This is a genomic window from Thermostichus sp. OS-CIW-29 (assembly GCF_054058195.1).
Window position 1 is genome coordinate 1 of record NZ_JBSSAB010000035.1, and the last position, 18,464, is coordinate 18,464.

An 18,464-nucleotide genomic window follows, 5' to 3' on the forward strand; every position below is an offset into this window, starting at 1 on the left:
GTGAAGACTTCTTTACTACTGATCAATCCATCCTCCTTCCGAAGTTGGTTTGCTAAGTGCTGCTATTGTACCCCTTGAGCCCTTAACAGGCTGTATCGGTGGGCGCTGAAGGGAAGTCACTTCACCAAGAAAAAGCCCCAAGCCGAACAGTCAGCCCGCTCAAGCTTGTGTCTTTATTGTTACCCATACGTACAGATACAGCACTAGCTATTTAGTGCGACTTCCCCTATCTGCTGTACGATCACGCCCTGCCCTGCGGACGTAACTCACCCTTCAGGTGCAATGTATACTATTTTGCAGAGCTCGGAGAAAAACCACAGGGAACGAGATCACAGCCACGCAAAAGCTCAAGAGACAACCCAGACTGCTGCCAGCAGCAGGGATCCCTGATAAGACCTGCAGCTTGCTGACACGGCTGGCGTATGCTGGAGAATAAAGATTTCTTTACACTTTACCGGAGCGGACTGTGACAGCTCTTTCGACGGCCCCAGCCTTGCCCCAAACCAAGACGGTGGCAGTGGAAATGCAGGGGGTGTGGAAGCGCTTTGGGCAGCAGGTTGCCGTTCAGGATTTGAGCCTGCAGATCCCCCAGGGGGAAGTGTTTGCCCTGTTGGGGCCCAACGGCGCCGGCAAATCCACCACCATCCGCATGCTTACTAGCCTTACCCGACCCAGCCAGGGATCCATCCGGGTGGGGGGGTATGACGTGGTGCGGGATCCGGTGGCGGTGCGGCAGCAAATTGGCGTAGTTCTGCAGCCTATCACCCTAGAGGCAGAGCTGACCGTTTGGGAAAACCTGGAGTTCCACGGGCGTATGCACCACATCCCCAACCCAGAGCGGCAACGGCGCATCGATGAATGGCTGGAGTATGTGCGGCTGGCGGATCGCCGGCAAGACAAAGTGAAAACCCTCTCAGGGGGAATGAAACGACGCTTGCAGGTGGCCAGGGCGTTACTGCATCGCCCCCAGATTTTGTTTTTGGACGAGCCCACTGTCGGGTTGGATCCCCAGGCGCGGCGGCTGTTGTGGGAGATCTTGCGGGATCTCAATCGGCAGGGCATGACCTTGCTGATTACCACCCACTACATGGAGGAGGCAGAAGAGCTGTGCGACCGCATCGGCATCATGGATGGGGGAAGGTTAATCGAGTTGGGCAGCACCGAGCAACTGCGGGCCAAGTATGGAGAGGCCCTGCTGGTGCGATCCTGTCCTGGCCGGGAGGTGGAGTACACCTTTTTCCCCAGCTTGGCGGAAGCTCAGCGGCAGTTGGAGGCAGAACCCGACAAAACCGGCCTCATGGTGCGCCCGGCCAACTTAGAAGACATTTTTGTGCGTTTGACGGGCCGCCGCCTGGATTAGAGAACCCAAAGGATGCTGGCACTTTCATCCCCCAGGCGCAAAAACTGTGTCTTGCTGGAGTGGGGCATTGAGCGTTGCAGTTCTACACTCTGGTCATCTTATTTTTTTATTGGAATAGCGCGTTTATTGGAATGGCGCGGGGTGAACCTGTTTCGCCGTACTGATCCCCGCCTTCCCTCTCTCAAAAGGAGAAAGACTGGAGGTGAGTTGGCGAGTGTTTCAATTTGGCTCGACTTGAAATGACCCGGTGCGCAACAAGTCTCGGCCCGATAACTCCGTCCTGCTCTCGCGCTTAGGCCGGGGAGGATACCAACTTTTTCTCTGCCTACCCCTCTTTGGGGCTGGGGGGCTCAAACTTGTAGCCAACTCCACGCACGGTGCGGATCAACTCCGGTTGGCTGGTATCAGTCTCTAGTTTCTTGCGAATTTGGCCGATGTGGACATCGACCACCCGTTCATCTCCCTCGTGGTTAAAATCCCACACCTCTTGAATCAGCTCAGCCCGTCGCCAAACCCGCCCCGGATGTCGAGCCATAGCATAGAGCAAATCGAACTCCAGTGCTGTTAAGTTGATCAGGCGCTGCTCGCGGATGACTGCTCGGGTTTCCGGGTCGATTACCAAAGAGGCAAAGGTCAAGACCGGTGCGCTGGCAACTTCGGTCTTCATGCGTTGCCGCCGCAGAATGGCTTGCACTCGCGCCTGTAACTCCGGCAGGCTGAAGGGCTTGGTCAGGTAGTCATCTGCCCCCAACTGGAATCCGTGCAACTTATCAGCAGGGCTGACGCGGCTGGTCAACATCAACACGTACACGCCGGTCTCTTTTTGCATTTGCTGGCAGAGATCGTAGCCGCTCACATCCGGCAAGTTCAGATCCAAAATTACCAAGGCCGGCTGAAAAGCGCGCAACTGCTGTAAGCCCTCGGCCCCCGTCATCGCCACCTCAACCGAATACCCCTGCCGCTGCAAGTACCGCTGTAGTAGAGCACAAATGCTGGGATCATCATCGATGATGAGGATGCGTGACATGGCAGCTTGGCACTCTCGAAGTCAGCAGGAGACAAGGTTGCAGGGCGTTGGGGTGTGGGGATCCCTTCGGCAGCTCATGGGCAACAATCGTGCAGAGGCGATGGGCCCTCGGCTCGCGGGTGAATAAAGAGCCCTCTCAACAGGGCAAGCTTGACCCCAACCTCGGCTGGAAAGGGCCACAGGCGCAGGCAATTCATGAGTGATTGAACACTTAAATCTTATTTCAAGTCTTTACGTATGGGGTCACAGGGGGAGTTCATCCTTGTCAAGGCTGCCCTTCTCTCCAAATTAACGGAGGCTTATCCAAGAATCTTGGGCATTATCTTAACTGAGTTGCCCAAGGGGAAAAGTAGCGTAAGGAGGATCCGTCAAGCAAGATCCTTAGCACCTGGAGTTAATCTGGAAGCTGTGACGCTGCTGTTCCTGTCTCAAAGTCTCGCTTTAGTGTGGCAGGTGGCGGTTTATCCCGGAGGCTTATGTACACCAATCCCGATGAAGTCTTCCGCAAAGATGTCTGGTTGGCCCTCTTCACGTGGGGGATCCTGGAGCTGGCTTGTTTCGTGATTATCCCCTTTACCGGAGCCTACGCATTCTCGCAAGTGGAGGCTTGGCTGTGGCCCTCTTTGGTTTTGGGGCCGGTGGGGGCGGTGGTGGTGGCTTTTTGTTCTAAAGTGGTGCTGGCTGCCAACAACATCCCGGATCCCAGGAGAAAACAAGCCCAGCGGCAAGTGGCTCAGGTGGTCAGTCTTTTTGGCTTTCTGGGCTTGGCATTGCCCCTCCTTCTGGCAGGATGGGTATTTGGCCGAGAGATTTTGACGACCGACTGGCAGAATAAGTTCACCAACACCAATAAGTAGAAGCTAATCTCCGACGCCCTTGCCCTCTGGGGTCGCGTCGCCCCGTCAGCGTTGCGGTTCCTCTGCACAGGCCTAGCAAGAGCGCTGCGGAACACGATACATTGGGATGCAATCACGTCAGCGTTGCGCAGCAGTCGTGCTCTGGCTTTCGTAAATCCCCGGTTTTGACGGGGATCCCATCTTCTCTGCGGATTCTTGCCTGCAGCATTGCGGGAAGGTATTTCGGATGGCTAACTACCCGATGCGAGGCCGTTCTTCTCCTGCTTCTGGCAGTTTTCCCTTGAGCACCTTGGTGGTGGTGAGTGTCTCGGTTGGGGCTCTGGCCGCCTTGGCTTGGCAGTTGTGGCAGCTCGTCGCCCCCATGTTGGCCCCCCCTGCCCCGCCTCAATTTCCGCAGGCGGTGCGCTTGGATCCCTTGCCCAGCCCGGCAAGTTTTCCCTCTCCCTTGCCTGGCCCTGCTGCAGGCACTGTTGACCCTGAGGGATTTCCCCCCGGCAGCCGCGGGCGGGTGATCGAGCCCATTGGCCTGGCCATCCGCAGCCAACCTTCTGCCGATGGAGCCTACCAAGGGGGAATTGTGGTGGGGGAAACGGTGACGGTGTTGGAGTACAGCGCCGATGGTCGTTGGCAACGGGTGCGGCGGGAGTTGAACGGACAAGAGGGCTGGGTGCGCGCCGGCAATTTGGGCCCTGTGGATGGTGCTTCAGCTTCAACTTCTACAGCTCCCACGGTTGAACCCAACCCTGAATCAACTCCTTTGCCGACTCGACCCCCCACGGCAGCAGTGGTTTCCCCAGGTGAGCGGGGACGGGTGATCGAGCCCATTGGCCTGGCGCTGCGGGCCACTCCAGAGCGGGAGGGAACCTACATTGGCGGTGTGCCCATGAACGAGGTGGTGACGGTGCTGGGCCTCAGCGAAGATGGCCGTTGGCAGCGCATTCGCCGTCAGAATGGGCAGGAAGGTTGGGTGCGGGCGGGGAATCTGGCGCAGGAGTAGCCCTTGCCATAGGCATAGCCCTACAGATGCCCTGGTGGGGGATTGTGACGACCGGGAAGGCTGTGTTTCGGTAGAACAGTACCGATGCCAAGCTATGCTGGGGCTGCAGCTTGTTTACGCGACCGTGCTGGCAGCGCGGAGCAATGGTGAAGTGCGTCGGGGGATCTGCTTTCAGTGCTAGGAGGGCAGAGTTCTTGCCTCTGATCTCCTGGAGATCAAGCAGTTGCTGACCCCATCTTCGCCGCCCATGGACAGACCAAAACCCTGGATCCTTTCTCGTTCTTGCTTGCTACTGCTTCTTGGCTTGCTTGAGCCTGCTCCGGCTTGGGCCCATGGGGTGGAAGCCTCTCTTCGGGCTGTTCCCGCTTTTGAGATCGAGGCCCGCTACGATTCTGGGGAACCGATGGGATCCGCCCGGGTGACGGTATTTGCGCCAACGGATCCCACTACCCCTTGGCAAGAGGGACAGACGGATGCGCGGGGACGATTTCTGCTGCAGCCGGATCCCAACCTGACGGGCCTCTGGCAGGTGCGGATTCGCCAGGCGGGGCATGGGGTGTTGGTCAACGTGCCGGTGGGCGAGGAGTTCCCTCAGACAGAAGGGATCCCCAGCGCTTCCCCACCCTTTGGGCCTTTGCAGCGGGGGGTTATGGCCGCCTGTGTCATTTGGGGCTGTCTGGGCACAGCTCTGTTCTTCTCCAGGCCCCGTCAATCTGGTTACGCAGCGGTGGAGAGCCCACCGGTTTCGGGATCTCCAGGGTCAGGAATCTCAGGCTCCCAGGCTGGCTCCTCTGCTCTGGAGTAGGACTGACCATGCACATCAGCGATGGCATTTTGCCAGCACCGCTTTGGCTAGGGGGTTATGGCATCACCGCCCTGATCACCAGCTACAGCTTGCGGCTTCTCCGTCGCGCCGGCGTTGCCGAGCAATGTCCTTGGTGGGAACGGGATCCCCGCCATATTGCTACGCAACGCTGTCGCGACCAGTTGCCCAAAGCGGCTTTGCTCACGGCTGTCTTTTTTGTGGCCTCTTCGATTCACCTGCCCTTTCCCCCGGCCAGCCTGCATCTGGTGCTGAACGGGTTGATGGGTCTGATGTTGGGGGCTTTGGCCTATCCGGCGATTGTAGTGGGCTTGTTTTTTCAGGCGGTGGCCTTTGGCCATGGGGGCCTGACCACATTGGGCATCAACGCCGCCATTATGGGGATCCCGGCGCTCCTGGCCGGTGGGATTTTTCGGGCAGGCCGTCGGGTGATGGGGGCCGGAGTGTCTGCCTTCTTGGCGGGAGCGGTTGGGGTGGGTCTAGCAGTGCTGTTGTTTTACGGGGTGGTCATGGCTGCTGTGGTTGACGCTGGCAGCGGGATCCTCTCCACAGAAGCCGGTCGTCTGGCTCTTGGGAGCTTGGTGGTGGCCCACATCCCCCTGATGGTGGTGGAGGGGTTGTTCACCAGTTGGGTGGTGCTGTTTTTGCAGCGGGTACAACCGGCGCTGCTGGGAGAGTATGGCAAGAGATGAAGCCGGCTCAGGGATCCCTTGCTGCTGGCGCGGTCAACAATCCCATCCTCACCCCTCCAAACCCCTTTCCTGGCTGCACCGGTGGCAACCTCTGCCCAAGGTGCTGGGCCTGATGGCGCTGATGGCGGCTTTCGCCTCGGTGAGGTGCCTGGCCCTCTTGCCGCTCATCTGGGCGCTGGTGGCTGGACTGTGGAGCCTGTCGGGATTGCCTTGGAGCCTCGGGCTGAGGCGGCTGGCAGCCCCAGGGCTGTTGGTGGCAGGGTTGATGGGGATCCTTCCCTTCTGGGCGGGGGAAACCATCCTGTGGCGCTGGGGATCCCTGGCTCTGCGTTGGGAGGGGCTGCAGATGGCGCTTCGCATTGGGGGGAGAGGGCTGGCCCTATTTGCCCTCACGATGCTGCTGCTGGAGACCACCCCCACATCGGAACTGTTGGCAGCGTTGCGGCAACTGGGGATCCCAGACCTCCTGCTGGAACTGGCCTGGCTCACCCAGCGCTATTTGCAGGAGGTAGCCGCTCAGTGGCAGCAGATGCAACGGGCAGCCCGGCTGAGGGGTTGGCGACCGCGGGGATCCCTGTGGCGTCCTGGGCCGGCTTTGAGGCAAGACCTACCCTTCCTGGCTGCTTCGGTGGGCACCCTGTTGGTGCGCAGCTACGAGCGCTCGCAGAGGGTTTATCAGGCTTTGCGCCTGCGGGGCTATGGACGGGCACCTCTGTTTTCGACGGCGGCTGGCGGGGATCCCTACAGTTGGGCGGCCACCGCGTTGGCCGTGGCTACGGCTCTATTGCTCCGCAACGCTGATGCGGCCCTCAACTAGAATAGATAAGCCTCTGGCAAGCTGCCCCCTTTTTGATGCTCAGTCCATGAATGGGTTAGAAGCGACCGTCTCCAGTTTCCCATCCGTTAAGGACTCCGTCCCGCTTACGCGAACAGCGGTGCAGCGTACAAAGGCGTCGGTTGCCGTTTTACACCTGGGCTGCGAGAAAAACCGGGTGGACACCGAGCACATGCTGGGCTTGCTGGCTCAAGCAGGCTACCGGGTGGATGGGGACGAAGAGAGTGCTGACTATGTGATCGTCAATACCTGTAGCTTCATTGAAGCAGCGCGGCGGGAGTCGGTCAGCACCCTGATGGAGTTGGCAGTACAGGGCAAGAAAATCGTTATTGCCGGCTGCTTGGCGCAACACTTCCAAGAGGAGCTGCTGCAGGAGATCCCAGAGGCAGTGGCTATCGTGGGCACGGGCGACTATCACCAGATCGTCCAAATCATCGAGCGGGTGGAGCGGGGAGAGCGGGTCAATGCCGTTACTTCTAGCCTGGATTACATTGCCGATGAGACTGTCCCCCGCTACCGCACCACCCACGCGCCGGTGGCCTACCTGCGGGTAGCTGAGGGCTGTAACTACCGCTGCTCTTTCTGCATCATCCCCCACTTGCGGGGCGACCAACGCTCTCGCTCCATCGAGTCGATCCTACGGGAAGCAGAACAGCTGGCCGAAGAGGGGGTGCAGGAGCTGATTTTAATTTCCCAGATCACCACCCACTACGGGATCGATCTCTACGGGGAGCCGCGGCTGGCAGATCTCATTCGCGCCCTGGGCAAGATCCCCATTCCCTGGATCCGCATGCTCTACGCCTACCCCACCGGCGTCACGCCTGCAGTGGTGGAGGCCATCCAAGAAACTCCCAATTTCTTGCCTTACCTGGATTTGCCCCTACAGCACAGCCATCCGCAGATCCTCAAGGCCATGAATCGCCCCTGGCAAGGGCAGGTCAACGACCGGGTGATCGAGCGGCTGCGCCAGGCGTTGCCCAATGCCGTGCTGCGCACCAGCTTTATCGTCGGCTTTCCTGGGGAGACGGAGGAGCACTTCCAGCATCTACTAGACTTTGTCCAGCGCCATCAGTTTGACCATGTGGGGGTGTTTACCTTTTCTCCCGAAGAGGGCACCCCTGCCTACCACCTCCCCCATCAGGTTCCAGAGGCCGTCAAACAGGAGCGCCGTGCCCGCCTGATGCAGGTGCAGCAGGGGATCACCTTCCGCCGCAACCGCGAGCAGGTAGGCCGGGTGGTTCCCGTTCTCTTGGAGCAGGAAAACCCCAGAACCGGCGAGTGGATTGGCCGTTCCCCCCGCTTTGCCCCCGAGGTGGATGGAGTGGTGTATGTGCAGGGGCAGGGATCCCTGGGATCCCTGGTGCCGGTGCAGATCACCCGCGCTGAGCCCTATGATCTCTTTGGCCAAGTGGTGGCAGCGCCGGAGGGTTTTAGCTGGAGCGGGCGGTAGCGGTGCAAAGCACTTTGGTAGGATCTTCATCCACGGGAGAGGAGCTGGGAATGACTACCCTTCGCGTCAGCGGGACCGAGTCTTTAGATGATCTGAAACAAGCAGCAGCCCGAGCCGCGGTTCAAAAGGTGCAGTCGGGGATGGTGGTGGGGCTGGGCACGGGATCCACAGCCGCCTTTGCCGTGAGCGCCCTAGCAGAGCGGATGCAAACCGAAGGTCTCCAGATTATCGGCGTGCCTACCTCGGAGCGCACGGCTGAACAGGCCCGCTCCCTGGGGATCCCGCTGGCTACCCTAGAAGAGCAGCCGCGCCTGGATCTGGCCATCGATGGGGCCGACGAGATTGAAGTGGGATCCCTGAACCTGATCAAAGGGGCAGGAGGGGCCCTGTTGCGGGAAAAGTTGGTGGAGGCCAGCGCTGCCGAGCTGATCATCATCGCCGATGCCTCTAAAAAAGTCGCGCAGTTGGGCATTCGCTTCCCGGTGCCGGTAGAGGTGGTGCGCTTTGGCTGGAAAACCACCTTGGCGCGGGTAGAGGCTCTGGGGTGCACAGCCACCTTACGGCGGAATGCCAACGGGGATCCCTACTTGACGGACGAGCAGCACTACATCCTCGACTGCCAATTCGGCCCCATGGCGGATCCTGCCAAGATCGCCGATCAACTCAAGGGGACGGTGGGGGTTGTGGAACATGGCCTGTTCATCGGCATGGCCAAAGAGGCAATCATCGCCCTCCCGACTGGGATCGAAACGCTGCAACCCAGCTGACAACTTCCTATACCCAGTCGTGTATTGGCGTTGCCCAGGAACTGGGTTTACAGCTTTTTCCGACTTCATGGGAGTTCCGTAGCCAAGCGGGAGCCTTCCCACGCAAGAGATTGATTGACACTGGCTGTGGTAAACAACGCTGAAAAAAGCTGTACAGCTATCCCCAACTCCCCTCTCCCCCTGGGAGAGGGGCTGGGGGTGAGGGCTGACTCCCCCTGGGAGAGGGGCTGGGGGTGAGGGGGAGCGCTTGGGAAATGTCTCAATCGGGTCTGAAATGACCATAGACGAAGAGGCTGTAGGCGAATTGGAGTTTCTGCCCGATGCTGACCTTACGAACTGTGGCTGACCTGCTGCAAACTCCCCTGCAGGGGGATCCCCATTTGTTGGGTCTTCCCGTCCAAGCCATTTGCACCGACAGCCGCCAACTCCAGCCAGGCTCAGTCTTCGTGGCGCTGCGGGGGGAACGGTTTGATGGACACAACTTTATTCCACAAGCTTTGGCAAGGGGGGCCGTTGCCGTCATCAGCCAGCGTCCGGTGGCTGGGCCCCATTTTCAAGTCTCAGATACCCTAGCTGCCTACCAGCGCATTGCCAGAGGCTGGCGGGAGCAGTTTCCCCCCTCCGTAGTAGCCATCACGGGCTCAGCAGGCAAAACCACCACCAAGGAAATGCTGGCGGCTGCCCTATCCCGCTACGGCACAGTTCTCAAAAGTGAGGCCAACCACAACAACGACATCGGGGTTGCTCAAACCCTGCTCCAGATGCGACCGGAGCATCAGTTTGTGGTTCTGGAAATGGCCATGCGAGGCCCCGGAGAAATTCGCCGCCTGGCTCAGATGGCTCAGCCCACCCACGCCTTGATCACCCATATTGGCACCGCCCACATCGGCAGACTGGGATCCCGCGCGGCCATTGCTGCTGCCAAGTGCGAGCTGCTGCAGGAGCTAGGGCAGGGGGTGGCTCTGCTGAATGGAGAAGATCCCTTGCTGTTGTCTACCGCCGCCAGCCTGTGGTCGGGACAAACCCTTACCTATGGCCTGGATCAGGGGGACTTACGAGGAGAATGGGATCCCCAAGCCCAAACGGTAACCGTGGAGGGCCTAACGCTGCCGGTGCCCTTGCCGGGAAGACACCATGCCCTCAACTGGATGGGGGTGCTGGCTGCTTTGCGCAGCTTGGGGCTGGATTGGGAGCGGCTCCGAGAACCCATCGCCTTGCCTACCCCTCTGGAGGGGCGCAACCGCCATCTCAAGCTGGCAGGAGATGTGGAAATCTGGGACGAAACCTACAACGCCTCGCCGGAAGCGATGATCGCGGCTCTACACCTGCTGGCCCAAACCCCGGGAAAACGGCGCTGGGCCATTCTCGGCCCGATGCGGGAGTTGGGAGAGCATGCGCCTCAGCTCTATGCAGAGGTGGGTCGGGCGGCTGCCCCTCTGGGGCTGGATCGGATCTTGCTCTTGGATCCCGAAGGAGAAATGCAACCGCTGCTCGACCAAAAACCGGCAGCCCAGACAGAACGCTGCGAGGAGGTATCCGAACTGCTGGAAATCTTGCTCCATCACGTGCAAGCCGGGGATCGGCTGCTGTTCAAGGCAGCGCGGGCTGTTGAACTGGAGCGGGTGCTGCACCGCTTTTTGCAGGAGTGGCAGGCGTAGGCTAAGCTAAGAAACGGCTGATGAAAAGCCCGCGTCCCTCTGTTGAGAGGGGCTTAGCCCAAGCCGGGCTCATTCCTCGTCGATAGCTGCCTTCTGTACGGCATGTACTACCACAATCCCTCTCTGCGCGAAGAACCCCGCGATCAACCGCCAACGGTGGTGCCCTCTCCTAGCAGCCTCTCCATTCTTGACTGGTTGCGCAAAGAGGGCCGGTTGATCGAGCAGCCCATTGAGGTCCCTGAGATGATTTTGGAAGAAGACATCGACGATATCGACGATTTGATCGGGGACGACTACGACGAAGACTTCGAGCCGGAAGAAGAGTAAGCACAACTGCCAGGATTATTACGAGCTCGTTAACTCATTTATCCCTTTGCTCGGCACCGTGAGGGTGTTATTTTTTGTGCTGCCGCTGGATAGACAGCTCGAGCAAACAAAACAGTACAGTCGTTTCAGGTTAGAGTGAGACGCCTGAGCTACCAAGAAAAGTCTTCCAGCCCCGCGCATTCAACGCTTCAGGTGTGGGTGCAGCGTTTTAGTTTGAATCAGAATGACTATAGATGCAGACAAACGTAACTGATCCCTCAGCCTCAAGGGATCCTTTTTCAGCCTGTTTTGGATTGCTCACCACCACCCTGCGATGATTGTTGCAAATCTAACCTTAGTGGAAGATACCCCCGCAGCCTTTGTAAGAAAGCATCTTGGGGCAGTAGAAACATCTTTTTCGGGGACTTTTTTCGATTTCTCACTTACCATGCAGTGCCCGGCAAAGTTCTCTCTACCTCTTTGGAAGCTGGGGAAGTGGTTACGGTCGAGGGATCCCCTGTGGAAATCTCTTTGGCTGATGGTGTCAAGGTCAACGATGCCAATGTGGTAACAGCCGACATTGAAGCTTCCAACGGCGTGATCCACGTCATCGACAAGGTGATCCTGCCCCCGCAAAGCTAACCTGTCGGTACTGAGGTTCTAAATCCTGCGGGGTCTAGTCCTCTGGCAGCCCCTGCCCCTAGTGGTGGGGGCTTTGCGTTGTCAGCCCGGCGATACTCAAGGGATCCCTGACCTTGGTCTGCTCTATAGGCTCTATAGGTCGATGCCAACGCTGGAAGCGTAGATCGCCTCCACCGACACGCCGGACACCCGTTGAGGACGCACGATCATGTACTCATTGTCCATTTGCTTGGGCAAGGTGATGAACTCTTCGCCGCCCACCATGAGGTTGTTGATCAGCTCGGTGTATTCTCTGGCTTCTTTGACCCGTACCTGCATGGTTTGTCCACCTTCCAGCATGATGTGGACAAGATATCCGTCAGGTTTTCTGGCCATGGATGCTCCTGCTGGGTGAACCGAAGGACGAGACGAGGGGTGTTCTTATGAACATTATTCCCCCTTTTGAGACCCCTAACCAACCCCTGACTCTTCCGTGAAATCTGGAATTGAGCTGCGCCAAACCGAATCCCAAGCCGTAGCATAGTGAAAGTGAAATGTGCTCATTTTAATCTTCCTCGCGCTCCATGCCCCATTTGCCTGATGTCTCTGCTGCCCACCGTGAGCTGGAGTGGAACGGAGTTCCTTCCACGCCGACAAACGACGCCCAACCCCTGAGCCGCTCTACCGTGAAGGATCCCATCACCGCCCGTTCCGACATCATCGCCGTCGGGGGAGCAGAGGATAAGGAAAATGAGCGCCACATCCTTTGGGAGTTCTTCCGCCGAGCGGGGGGAAAGTCTGCCCACATCACCATCGTGCCCGCGGCTTCTGGGATCCCGGCGGTGCTGGGGGAGATCTACGCCAACATTTTTCAGCAGATGGGGGCAGCCAGCCTCCAAGTTCTGGATATCCGCAGCCCGATGGAGGCGAGGGATCCCGATAACGTTGAGAAAATCCGCTTCTCCACCGGCATCTACTTTACGGGTGGGGATCAGGAGCGGCTGGCGGAGGTGCTGGCCCACAGCGAGCTGATGGAGGCCATTCGACAGCAGTGGCAGCGGGGGCAGACGGTAATTGCCGGAACCAGCGCCGGAGCTTCTGCGTTGGGGCAGCAGATGATCTCCCGCGGCTACAGCGGAGAACCGCCCACGCCGGCAATTGTAACGGTGAAGACAGGCCTGGGCCTTTTGCCTCGCGTCATCATCGATCAACATTTCCATCAGCGCAATCGCCTGGTGCGGCTGGTCACGGCGGTGGCCCACTATCCCCAATGTTTGGGTATCGGCATTGATGAGAATACGGCGGTGGTGATCCAGGCCGACGATGTGATGGAGGTGATCGGCTTGGGCACAGTGACAATTGTGGACGGGACGCAACTGTACTCGACTGTTCAGGAGGCGGCAGCGGATGAGTATTTTCGGCTGCACAATGCCCGCATTCACTTTTTGCCGCCGGGATCCCGATTCGATCTCAACACCTTGTCTCCACTCTGACTGCTGAAATGTGACTGCTGAAAACTTTGTCCTGCCGAGGCGGCTGGACTGGCGCAACCTCAACACCCTCTGGGGATCCCTGTTGGCCGAAACCTTGAGTCGGCTGGGTTGCCGTTTGGCGGTGGTGTGTCCGGGATCCCGCTCAGCACCCCTGACCTACGCGCTGGCCCAGCACCCCGACATCGAGGCAATTCCCGTGCTGGATGAGCGGTCGGCAGCCTTTTTTGCGCTGGGATTGGCCCAGCAAACCCGGCGGCCCATTCCCCTGGTGTGTACTTCCGGCAGCGCTGGCGCTCACTTTTTCCCAGCTCTCATCGAGGCAGCAGAAAGTGGCTTTCCCCTGTTGATCCTGACGGCGGATCGGCCCCCGGAGCTGCGCCACTGCCGCGCCGGCCAAGCGATTGACCAGGTGAAGCTCTACGGCCATTACCCCAACTGGCAGGCGGAGTTGGCCCTGCCCAGCGCGGATCCAGAAGCCCTGGCCTACTTGCGCCAGACCCTGGTTCACGCCTGGGAGCGCACCCTTTACCCCTTCCCCGGCCCTGTGCATTTGAATGTGCCCTTCCGGGATCCCTTGGCTCCCATTGCCGATGGCAGCACTGCGCCGCTGCTCCATCTACAGGAAGATCCGGAGTTCGAGAAGACCTTTTTTCGTGGGGTTGCTCCTCCATGCACCGGCTCTTCCTTCCAGGCGGTGCGGAGCCCTCTGCAGACGGAGACAGCTTCTTTTTGGCAGGAGTGGCGCGGCTGTGAGCGTGGGGTGATCTTGGCGGGGCCGGCTCAACCGGCGGATCCCCAGCGTTATGTGGAGGCAGTGGCCCATTTGGCGACGGCTTTGGGGTGGCCGGTTCTGGCCGAGGGGCTCTCTCCCCTGCGCAACTACGCTTCCCTCAACCCCTATCTCATCACCACCTACGATCTCATCCTGCAGCGGGATGATCCCCAGCTTTGGCCGGAGCAAGTCATCCAACTGGGATCCCTGCCCACCAGCAAAGCGCTGCGGCAAACCCTGGCCAAGGTTGCTCCCCGCGTTTGGCGGTTGGATCCCCGCCCTGAGAATGGGGATCCCCTGCACAACCCCACCACCCACTTGCCTTTCGCCGTAGAGGAGTGGGTCGCCGGGATCCCGGAAGCACCGGCCAAGCGAACAACTTTTCTGCAGGGCTGGCTGACAGCGGAAGCACAAATCCGTGCTGCCCTAGACCAGGCTATGGCTGACCTGCCGGAGTGGTTTGAGGGTAGGATAGCCTGGTGGCTGGCCCGCCACCTGCCGCCAGAGACGCCGCTATTCATTGCCAACAGCACGCCGGTGCGGGATGTGGAGTGGTTTTGGCCCCCCAACGACCGCCGCATCCGGCCCTACTTCAACCGCGGCACCAACGGCATCGATGGCCTTCTCTCTACCGCCTTCGGGGTGGCCCACCGGCAGCGCCCGACGGTGTTGCTAACCGGGGATCTGGCCTTTTTGCACGACTGCGGCGGCCTGCGGCTTGGCCCTCACCTGCAGGGATCCCTGACCATTCTCCTCATCAACAACCAGGGGGGTGGGATTTTCGAGCTGCTGCCCATTGCTGAAGTGGGCCGTCAAGGGCCAGATCCGCCCTTTGAGCCCTACTTTGCTACTCCCCAGTCGGTGGATCTTGCCCTCCTCTGCCAAGCCCACGGCATTCCCCACCGGCGGGTGGAAAGCTGGCAGGAGCTGGCCGAAGCTTTGGATCCCTTGCCTGCCCAAGGGGTGCGGGTGTTGGAGATCCTTACGGATCGCAAGGCCGATGCTCGGCGGCGGCGGCAGTGGTTTCAGCAGGGGTCTGAGCGGTCATCCAGGCGGTAACCCAATCCCAGATCTGCTCCGGCAGATCCTCGACCTCGCAGTCCAGCCACTGGATCCCTGGCAGGGCCCGGAACCAGGTCATCTGCCGCTTGGCAAATTGGCGGGTGCGCCGCACAATCAGGGGCTGCAGCTCGGCTTCCGGGATCCGCCCCTCCAGGTAAGCGCCGATCTCCGCATAGCCCAAGGTCTGCAAGAGGGGTAAGTCTGGCCCGTAGCGCTCCCGCAGGGTTTTCACCTCCTCGATCCACCCCCGCTCCATCATCTCCGCCGTGCGCCGGGCAATGCGTTGTTCCAAACGGGGCATTGGGCAGCTCAGACCCAAGATCAAGATAGGGTAGTGGGGGGGATGGGCCTGCCGTAGGCTGGAAGCCGGCTTCCCGGTGGTGTAAACGATCTCCAAAGCCCGCAGCGTGCGCACTGCGTCATGGGGATGAATGTGCTGGGCGGCAACGGGATCCAACTGCTGCAGCCAGGCGTAGCGGATCTCAGGGGGCCAAGTTTCCAGTTGTCTTCTCAGTTGGGGCTGCGGGGGTACAGCAGGGATCCCTAGGCCAGCAGTCACCGATTGGATGTAGAGACCGGTGCCCCCCACCAAGATGGGAGTCTGTCCCTGCCGATGGGCCTCGGCGATGCGGGCTTGGGCCGCCTGCTGAAACTCAGCCACCGTGTAGGTGTGGCAGGGATCAACAATGTCGATCAACTCGTGGGGCCAAAGGGCCTGCTCGGCGGGGGTAGGCTTGGCTGTGCCGATGTCGAACTCGCGGTAGACCTGGCGAGAGTCCGCATTCAACAACGGGGATCCCAGCCGTTGGGCCAAAAGCAGTGCCTGTCGAGATTTCCCGGTGGCCGTGGGGCCGGCAATGACGATCAATCCCGGCCATTCTGTCCGGTCAGAAGCTGCTGCAGCGGGAATGCCATTCTCGAGGGTAATGCGCATTCGCTACCCAAACCATCGGCAGGGCAGACTGGCAAGCAACTTTCCTCAGAGACCAGATTAAGATTCTCGAAGAACCTTGTCTCTTTGGGTTAGGATCGGTTACTTACTACCCTGCTTTTTTGCTGTGCTGATCTCATCCTACATTCCTGCTTCGACGGTTTTGAGGGGCAATGGGCCACAGCCGCAGCCAGTGGCGCAGTTTTTACCTCTCCGGCTAGAGCTGTTCGCAAGGCGCGGCCTCAGCCAGATTGGACGGGCAATTGGAACAGGGTTGCTGATGGCTATGCTCATAGGTGTCCCTTGCTCGGCGCGGGGGGAGACCTTGGTGCTCAAGCAGGGAGAAGTGCGCACTCTGCCCCTGTTGCAAACCCGGGCTCGGCTGCCCTTGCAAATGGAAATGCTCTATCTGGGCATGGTCGAGGAGCGCTTCTTGAGCTACGCCCGCGCCAACAATTGGGAGACCCTTTCTAGCGACCGGGAGGATCCCCGCTGGAGCCGCTGGCAACTGCGTCCTGGGGGTGAAGCCCTTTACCTGCCCGATTCCCCTTCATCTCAGAACTCCTTGGAGCCCCCCATCTATGCCCGTGGGTTTTATGTGCAAGCCTATTTTGTCGGCGGGCGCCTGGCGGGAATGCACCTGATTCGCAACCCTGAAGAGCCGGGCTTCAACTTGAAGGCCCTGCAAAGGCTTATCCGCGCCTGGTTTCCCGATAATCGCCTGATGTTGTATTACCAAGTGTTGCCAGAGGATCCCGAGCAGCAGGTGCTGGGCGCCTATTTGGGCACCATTCCTCCTCCCTACCTTGCCGATATTCGGCGCAACCACGTGCCTTTTTGTCAGACTTTTTTCAGCCCCACTTTGCCCCAGCCGATCATCCCACCCTCCGTCGATGGGCCTCCCCATTGCTTGGGCACGACTGCTGCCAACAGCGGGACGGCGCCTCACGCTGCCCAGAAAGAGACTGCGGCTATGCGCTAGTTGCAACAGTGTTGCGTAGCAATAAGGTTGTGAGGCTAAAACCATTCCCCCTCTGTGGACGAAGAGCCGGGAGTGGGGGGCCAGATTAAGTCAGCGGCGCAAAGCGCCAGGGCCAAGCTGGATTTTAGAAGGGAGCAATTTCCTTCAAATCAAACTGTCACCAGCTCGGGACGGCGGCTGTTGCGAATGCTGCGAATGGCTTCGGCATAGTCTTTGGCTTTGAACACTGCCGAACCGGCCACAATGGCGTTGGCTCCTGCTTCAATCACCTGCCAAGCGTTGCTGGCTTTGATGCCGCCATCCACCTCGATCCAGGGATCCAGGCCCCGCTCATCGCACATGGCCCGCAACTGGCGAATTTTGGGCACCACTGCCGGAATGAAGCTTTGCCCGCCAAATCCGGGGTTGACACTCATGATCAACACCAGATCCACCAGATCCAGCACGTATTGGATCAGCTCCAAAGGGCTGGCCGGATTGAGCACCACGCCCGCTTGCTTGCCCAGATCCTTGATTTGGCTGAGGGTGCGGTGCAGGTGAATGGTGGAGCTGGACTCTGCGTGCACGGAAATAATGTCGGCCCCTGCCTTGGCAAAATCCGCCACATAGTTCTCCGGCTCTACAATCATCAGGTGGACGTCCAGGGGCTTGGCCGTCACCGGGCGCAGGGCTTCCACCACCAACGGGCCGATGGTGATGTTGGGCACAAAGCGGCCATCCATCACATCCACATGGATCCAGTCGGCCCCCGCCTCATCCACTGCCCGTACTTCCTCCCCCAACCGGCTGAAATCGGCTGAAAGGATGGAAGGGGCGATCACAATCGGCTTTTGCCCAGAGGTCGCTGACGGCTGCACCATGGTGAGTCCTGGGGATTGAAAACAGAGAAACGGAGAAACCTGCTCCTCTATGGTACGGGGTTTGATCCCCTTTGCAAAGCGTCATATCCCCTCTCAGCTTGGCACTCAAGGCTCCAGGGGGGACGTGGACTCTCGCGACAGGATCCCGTTCGCGTTGGCGGAACGGAGTCCTTTCAAGCTCGCATCGCCGGGCCACAGACCCTGCAAGACTTGGGCAACACGGTGCCAGGGATCCAGCCGTTCCGTTCGCGTTGGCGGGACGGAGCCCTTGCTGCTTTGAGGCTCTGGAGAAGACTGCTCAGAGGGAGCGGGATCCCTTTCTTCCAACTGCAGAGAAAGCTGCTGCAACTGCATGTAGATGCTGTTCACGGCCAGCATGGCCAAGACCGTGCCAAAAAACTTGGTGCGGGATCCCATAGGTCAACCCCTGTGCGAGAACAAGAGTAGGGTCGTCGCCGGTGCGTTAGCTCCACCTTAGCTCACAGGTTTGGCTGGCTGTTGCGAGAAAATAAACCTGTTTGCACCAGATCCTGCAAAGCCCTCGGGTCAAGATCCGCCGCCAAGACGATGACTACTCCACGAAAGCCAACCTACCAGCACCTGCACACCGCCCTTTGGGTAAGCGATCTGGCCAGAGCCGAACATTTTTACGGGACAGTGCTTGGGATCCCCAAGGTGGAACGGTTGCCGTTTGACTTTCCCGGCGCTTGGTATCAAGTGGGTTCCTCCCAAATTCATTTAATCGTGGCCGAGGAGCCGATGGATCCACGGCAGCGAAGCGGAACGGGATCCTCAAAGTGGGGGCGTAATCCCCATGTGGCGCTGGGGGTAGATGACTTGGAAGCGGTGAAGGCTCGCCTGCGGCAGGAAGGGTATGAGGTGCAACCGAGCGCTTCCGGGCGAGCGGCAGTGTTCGTCCGGGATCCGGATGGGAATGTGATAGAGCTAAGCTCGATTAGCGCAACTTAGCC

The 18,464-nt window shown here is 59.5% G+C and carries 20 protein-coding genes; 15 read left to right on the forward strand and 5 right to left on the reverse strand.

Annotation, left to right across the window (positions count from 1 at the left end; translation table 11 throughout):
* Positions 1-511 precede the first annotated feature (511 nt).
* Positions 512-1,360 (forward strand): ABC transporter ATP-binding protein, encoded by an 849-nt coding sequence (locus ACVWZJ_RS11625; RefSeq protein ID WP_011433616.1) that lies wholly within the window; start codon positions 512-514, stop codon positions 1,358-1,360.
* 325 nt (positions 1,361-1,685) lie between these two features.
* On the opposite strand, the gene ACVWZJ_RS11630 is transcribed toward ACVWZJ_RS11625, so the two are convergent.
* Complete coding sequence (locus tag ACVWZJ_RS11630; protein ID WP_457396140.1) at positions 1,686-2,387, reverse strand: response regulator transcription factor; 702 nt, start codon at positions 2,385-2,387, stop codon at positions 1,686-1,688.
* A gap of 476 nt (positions 2,388-2,863) precedes the next feature.
* Between ACVWZJ_RS11630 and ACVWZJ_RS11635 the strand changes: the two genes are divergently transcribed.
* The 10 genes from ACVWZJ_RS11635 to ACVWZJ_RS11680 all read left to right on the forward strand — a co-directional run bounded on the left by ACVWZJ_RS11635 (position 2,864) and on the right by ACVWZJ_RS11680 (position 11,414).
* The gene (locus ACVWZJ_RS11635; RefSeq protein ID WP_414342412.1) at positions 2,864-3,244 is read left to right on the forward strand and encodes a hypothetical protein; all 381 of its coding nucleotides are present in this window, start codon (positions 2,864-2,866) and stop codon (positions 3,242-3,244) included.
* 226 nt (positions 3,245-3,470) lie between these two features.
* Positions 3,471-4,241 carry an SH3 domain-containing protein gene (locus ACVWZJ_RS11640; RefSeq protein WP_457396141.1) on the forward strand — a complete coding sequence of 257 codons (771 nt, stop codon included), beginning with the start codon at positions 3,471-3,473 and terminating at the stop codon, positions 4,239-4,241.
* Between the two features lie 337 nt (positions 4,242-4,578).
* Positions 4,579-5,046 (forward strand): hypothetical protein, encoded by a 468-nt coding sequence (locus tag ACVWZJ_RS11645; protein WP_414388357.1) that lies wholly within the window; start codon positions 4,579-4,581, stop codon positions 5,044-5,046.
* 8 nt (positions 5,047-5,054) lie between these two features.
* Positions 5,055-5,756 (forward strand): cobalt transporter CbiM, encoded by a 702-nt coding sequence (gene cbiM, locus ACVWZJ_RS11650; RefSeq protein WP_457396142.1) that lies wholly within the window; start codon positions 5,055-5,057, stop codon positions 5,754-5,756.
* Positions 5,743-6,573: a cobalt ECF transporter T component CbiQ gene (gene cbiQ, locus ACVWZJ_RS11655; RefSeq protein ID WP_457396144.1), complete on the forward strand. Its 831-nt coding sequence runs from the start codon at positions 5,743-5,745 to the stop codon at positions 6,571-6,573. Before cbiM ends, cbiQ begins: the two co-directional genes overlap by 14 nt.
* Positions 6,557-8,041 carry a 30S ribosomal protein S12 methylthiotransferase RimO gene (rimO, locus tag ACVWZJ_RS11660; protein ID WP_457396146.1) on the forward strand — a complete coding sequence of 495 codons (1,485 nt, stop codon included), beginning with the start codon at positions 6,557-6,559 and terminating at the stop codon, positions 8,039-8,041. The genes cbiQ and rimO overlap by 17 nt, the downstream gene beginning before the upstream one ends.
* Positions 8,042-8,091: 50 nt before the next feature.
* On the forward strand, positions 8,092-8,808 hold the full coding sequence (rpiA, locus tag ACVWZJ_RS11665) for a ribose 5-phosphate isomerase A (protein WP_011433624.1): 717 nt from the start codon (positions 8,092-8,094) through the stop codon (positions 8,806-8,808).
* Between the two features lie 320 nt (positions 8,809-9,128).
* Complete coding sequence (locus ACVWZJ_RS11670) at positions 9,129-10,466, forward strand: UDP-N-acetylmuramoyl-tripeptide--D-alanyl-D-alanine ligase (protein WP_011433625.1); 1,338 nt, start codon at positions 9,129-9,131, stop codon at positions 10,464-10,466.
* A 102-nt stretch (positions 10,467-10,568) separates the two neighbouring features.
* Positions 10,569-10,793, forward strand: coding sequence for a DUF3134 family protein (locus ACVWZJ_RS11675; RefSeq protein ID WP_011433626.1), 225 nt, complete (start codon positions 10,569-10,571; stop codon positions 10,791-10,793).
* Between the two features lie 288 nt (positions 10,794-11,081).
* The gene (locus ACVWZJ_RS11680; protein ID WP_011433627.1) at positions 11,082-11,414 is read left to right on the forward strand and encodes a fasciclin domain-containing protein; all 333 of its coding nucleotides are present in this window, start codon (positions 11,082-11,084) and stop codon (positions 11,412-11,414) included.
* A gap of 132 nt (positions 11,415-11,546) precedes the next feature.
* Here the strand turns inward: ACVWZJ_RS11680 and ACVWZJ_RS11685 are convergent, their stop codons facing one another.
* Complete coding sequence (locus ACVWZJ_RS11685; protein ID WP_011433628.1) at positions 11,547-11,789, reverse strand: hypothetical protein; 243 nt, start codon at positions 11,787-11,789, stop codon at positions 11,547-11,549.
* Positions 11,790-11,977: 188 nt separating this feature from the next.
* Here ACVWZJ_RS11685 and ACVWZJ_RS11690 point away from each other — a divergent pair, with 188 nt between their 5' ends.
* Together ACVWZJ_RS11690 and menD are read left to right on the forward strand one after the other, a co-directional pair.
* On the forward strand, positions 11,978-12,886 hold the full coding sequence (locus ACVWZJ_RS11690) for a cyanophycinase (protein WP_148202746.1): 909 nt from the start codon (positions 11,978-11,980) through the stop codon (positions 12,884-12,886).
* A 10-nt stretch (positions 12,887-12,896) separates the two neighbouring features.
* Entirely contained in the window at positions 12,897-14,717 is a 1,821-nt protein-coding gene (menD, locus tag ACVWZJ_RS11695; RefSeq protein ID WP_457396148.1) for a 2-succinyl-5-enolpyruvyl-6-hydroxy-3-cyclohexene-1-carboxylic-acid synthase, read from the forward strand.
* Here the strand turns inward: menD and miaA are convergent.
* A complete protein-coding gene (gene miaA / locus ACVWZJ_RS11700) occupies positions 14,641-15,654 on the reverse strand; it encodes a tRNA (adenosine(37)-N6)-dimethylallyltransferase MiaA (RefSeq protein WP_457396150.1) in 1,014 nt (337 codons plus the stop codon). The two genes, menD and miaA, sit on opposite strands and share 77 nt — an antisense overlap.
* Before the next feature lie 277 nt (positions 15,655-15,931).
* Between miaA and ACVWZJ_RS11705 the strand changes: the two genes are divergently transcribed.
* On the forward strand, positions 15,932-16,633 hold the full coding sequence (locus tag ACVWZJ_RS11705) for a hypothetical protein (RefSeq protein ID WP_187147229.1): 702 nt from the start codon (positions 15,932-15,934) through the stop codon (positions 16,631-16,633).
* A gap of 149 nt (positions 16,634-16,782) precedes the next feature.
* Here ACVWZJ_RS11705 and rpe read toward each other — a convergent pair whose 3' ends face one another.
* Together rpe and ACVWZJ_RS11715 are read right to left on the reverse strand one after the other, a co-directional pair.
* Entirely contained in the window at positions 16,783-17,493 is a 711-nt protein-coding gene (gene rpe / locus ACVWZJ_RS11710; protein ID WP_011433633.1) for a ribulose-phosphate 3-epimerase, read from the reverse strand.
* Between the two features lie 105 nt (positions 17,494-17,598).
* Positions 17,599-17,910, reverse strand: a complete 312-nt coding sequence (locus ACVWZJ_RS11715; RefSeq protein WP_011433635.1) for a hypothetical protein — start codon at positions 17,908-17,910, stop codon at positions 17,599-17,601.
* A gap of 150 nt (positions 17,911-18,060) precedes the next feature.
* Between ACVWZJ_RS11715 and ACVWZJ_RS11720 the strand changes: the two genes are divergently transcribed.
* Positions 18,061-18,462 carry a VOC family protein gene (locus ACVWZJ_RS11720; RefSeq protein ID WP_041436641.1) on the forward strand — a complete coding sequence of 134 codons (402 nt, stop codon included), beginning with the start codon at positions 18,061-18,063 and terminating at the stop codon, positions 18,460-18,462.
* The last annotated feature ends 2 nt before the right edge of the window (positions 18,463-18,464 follow it).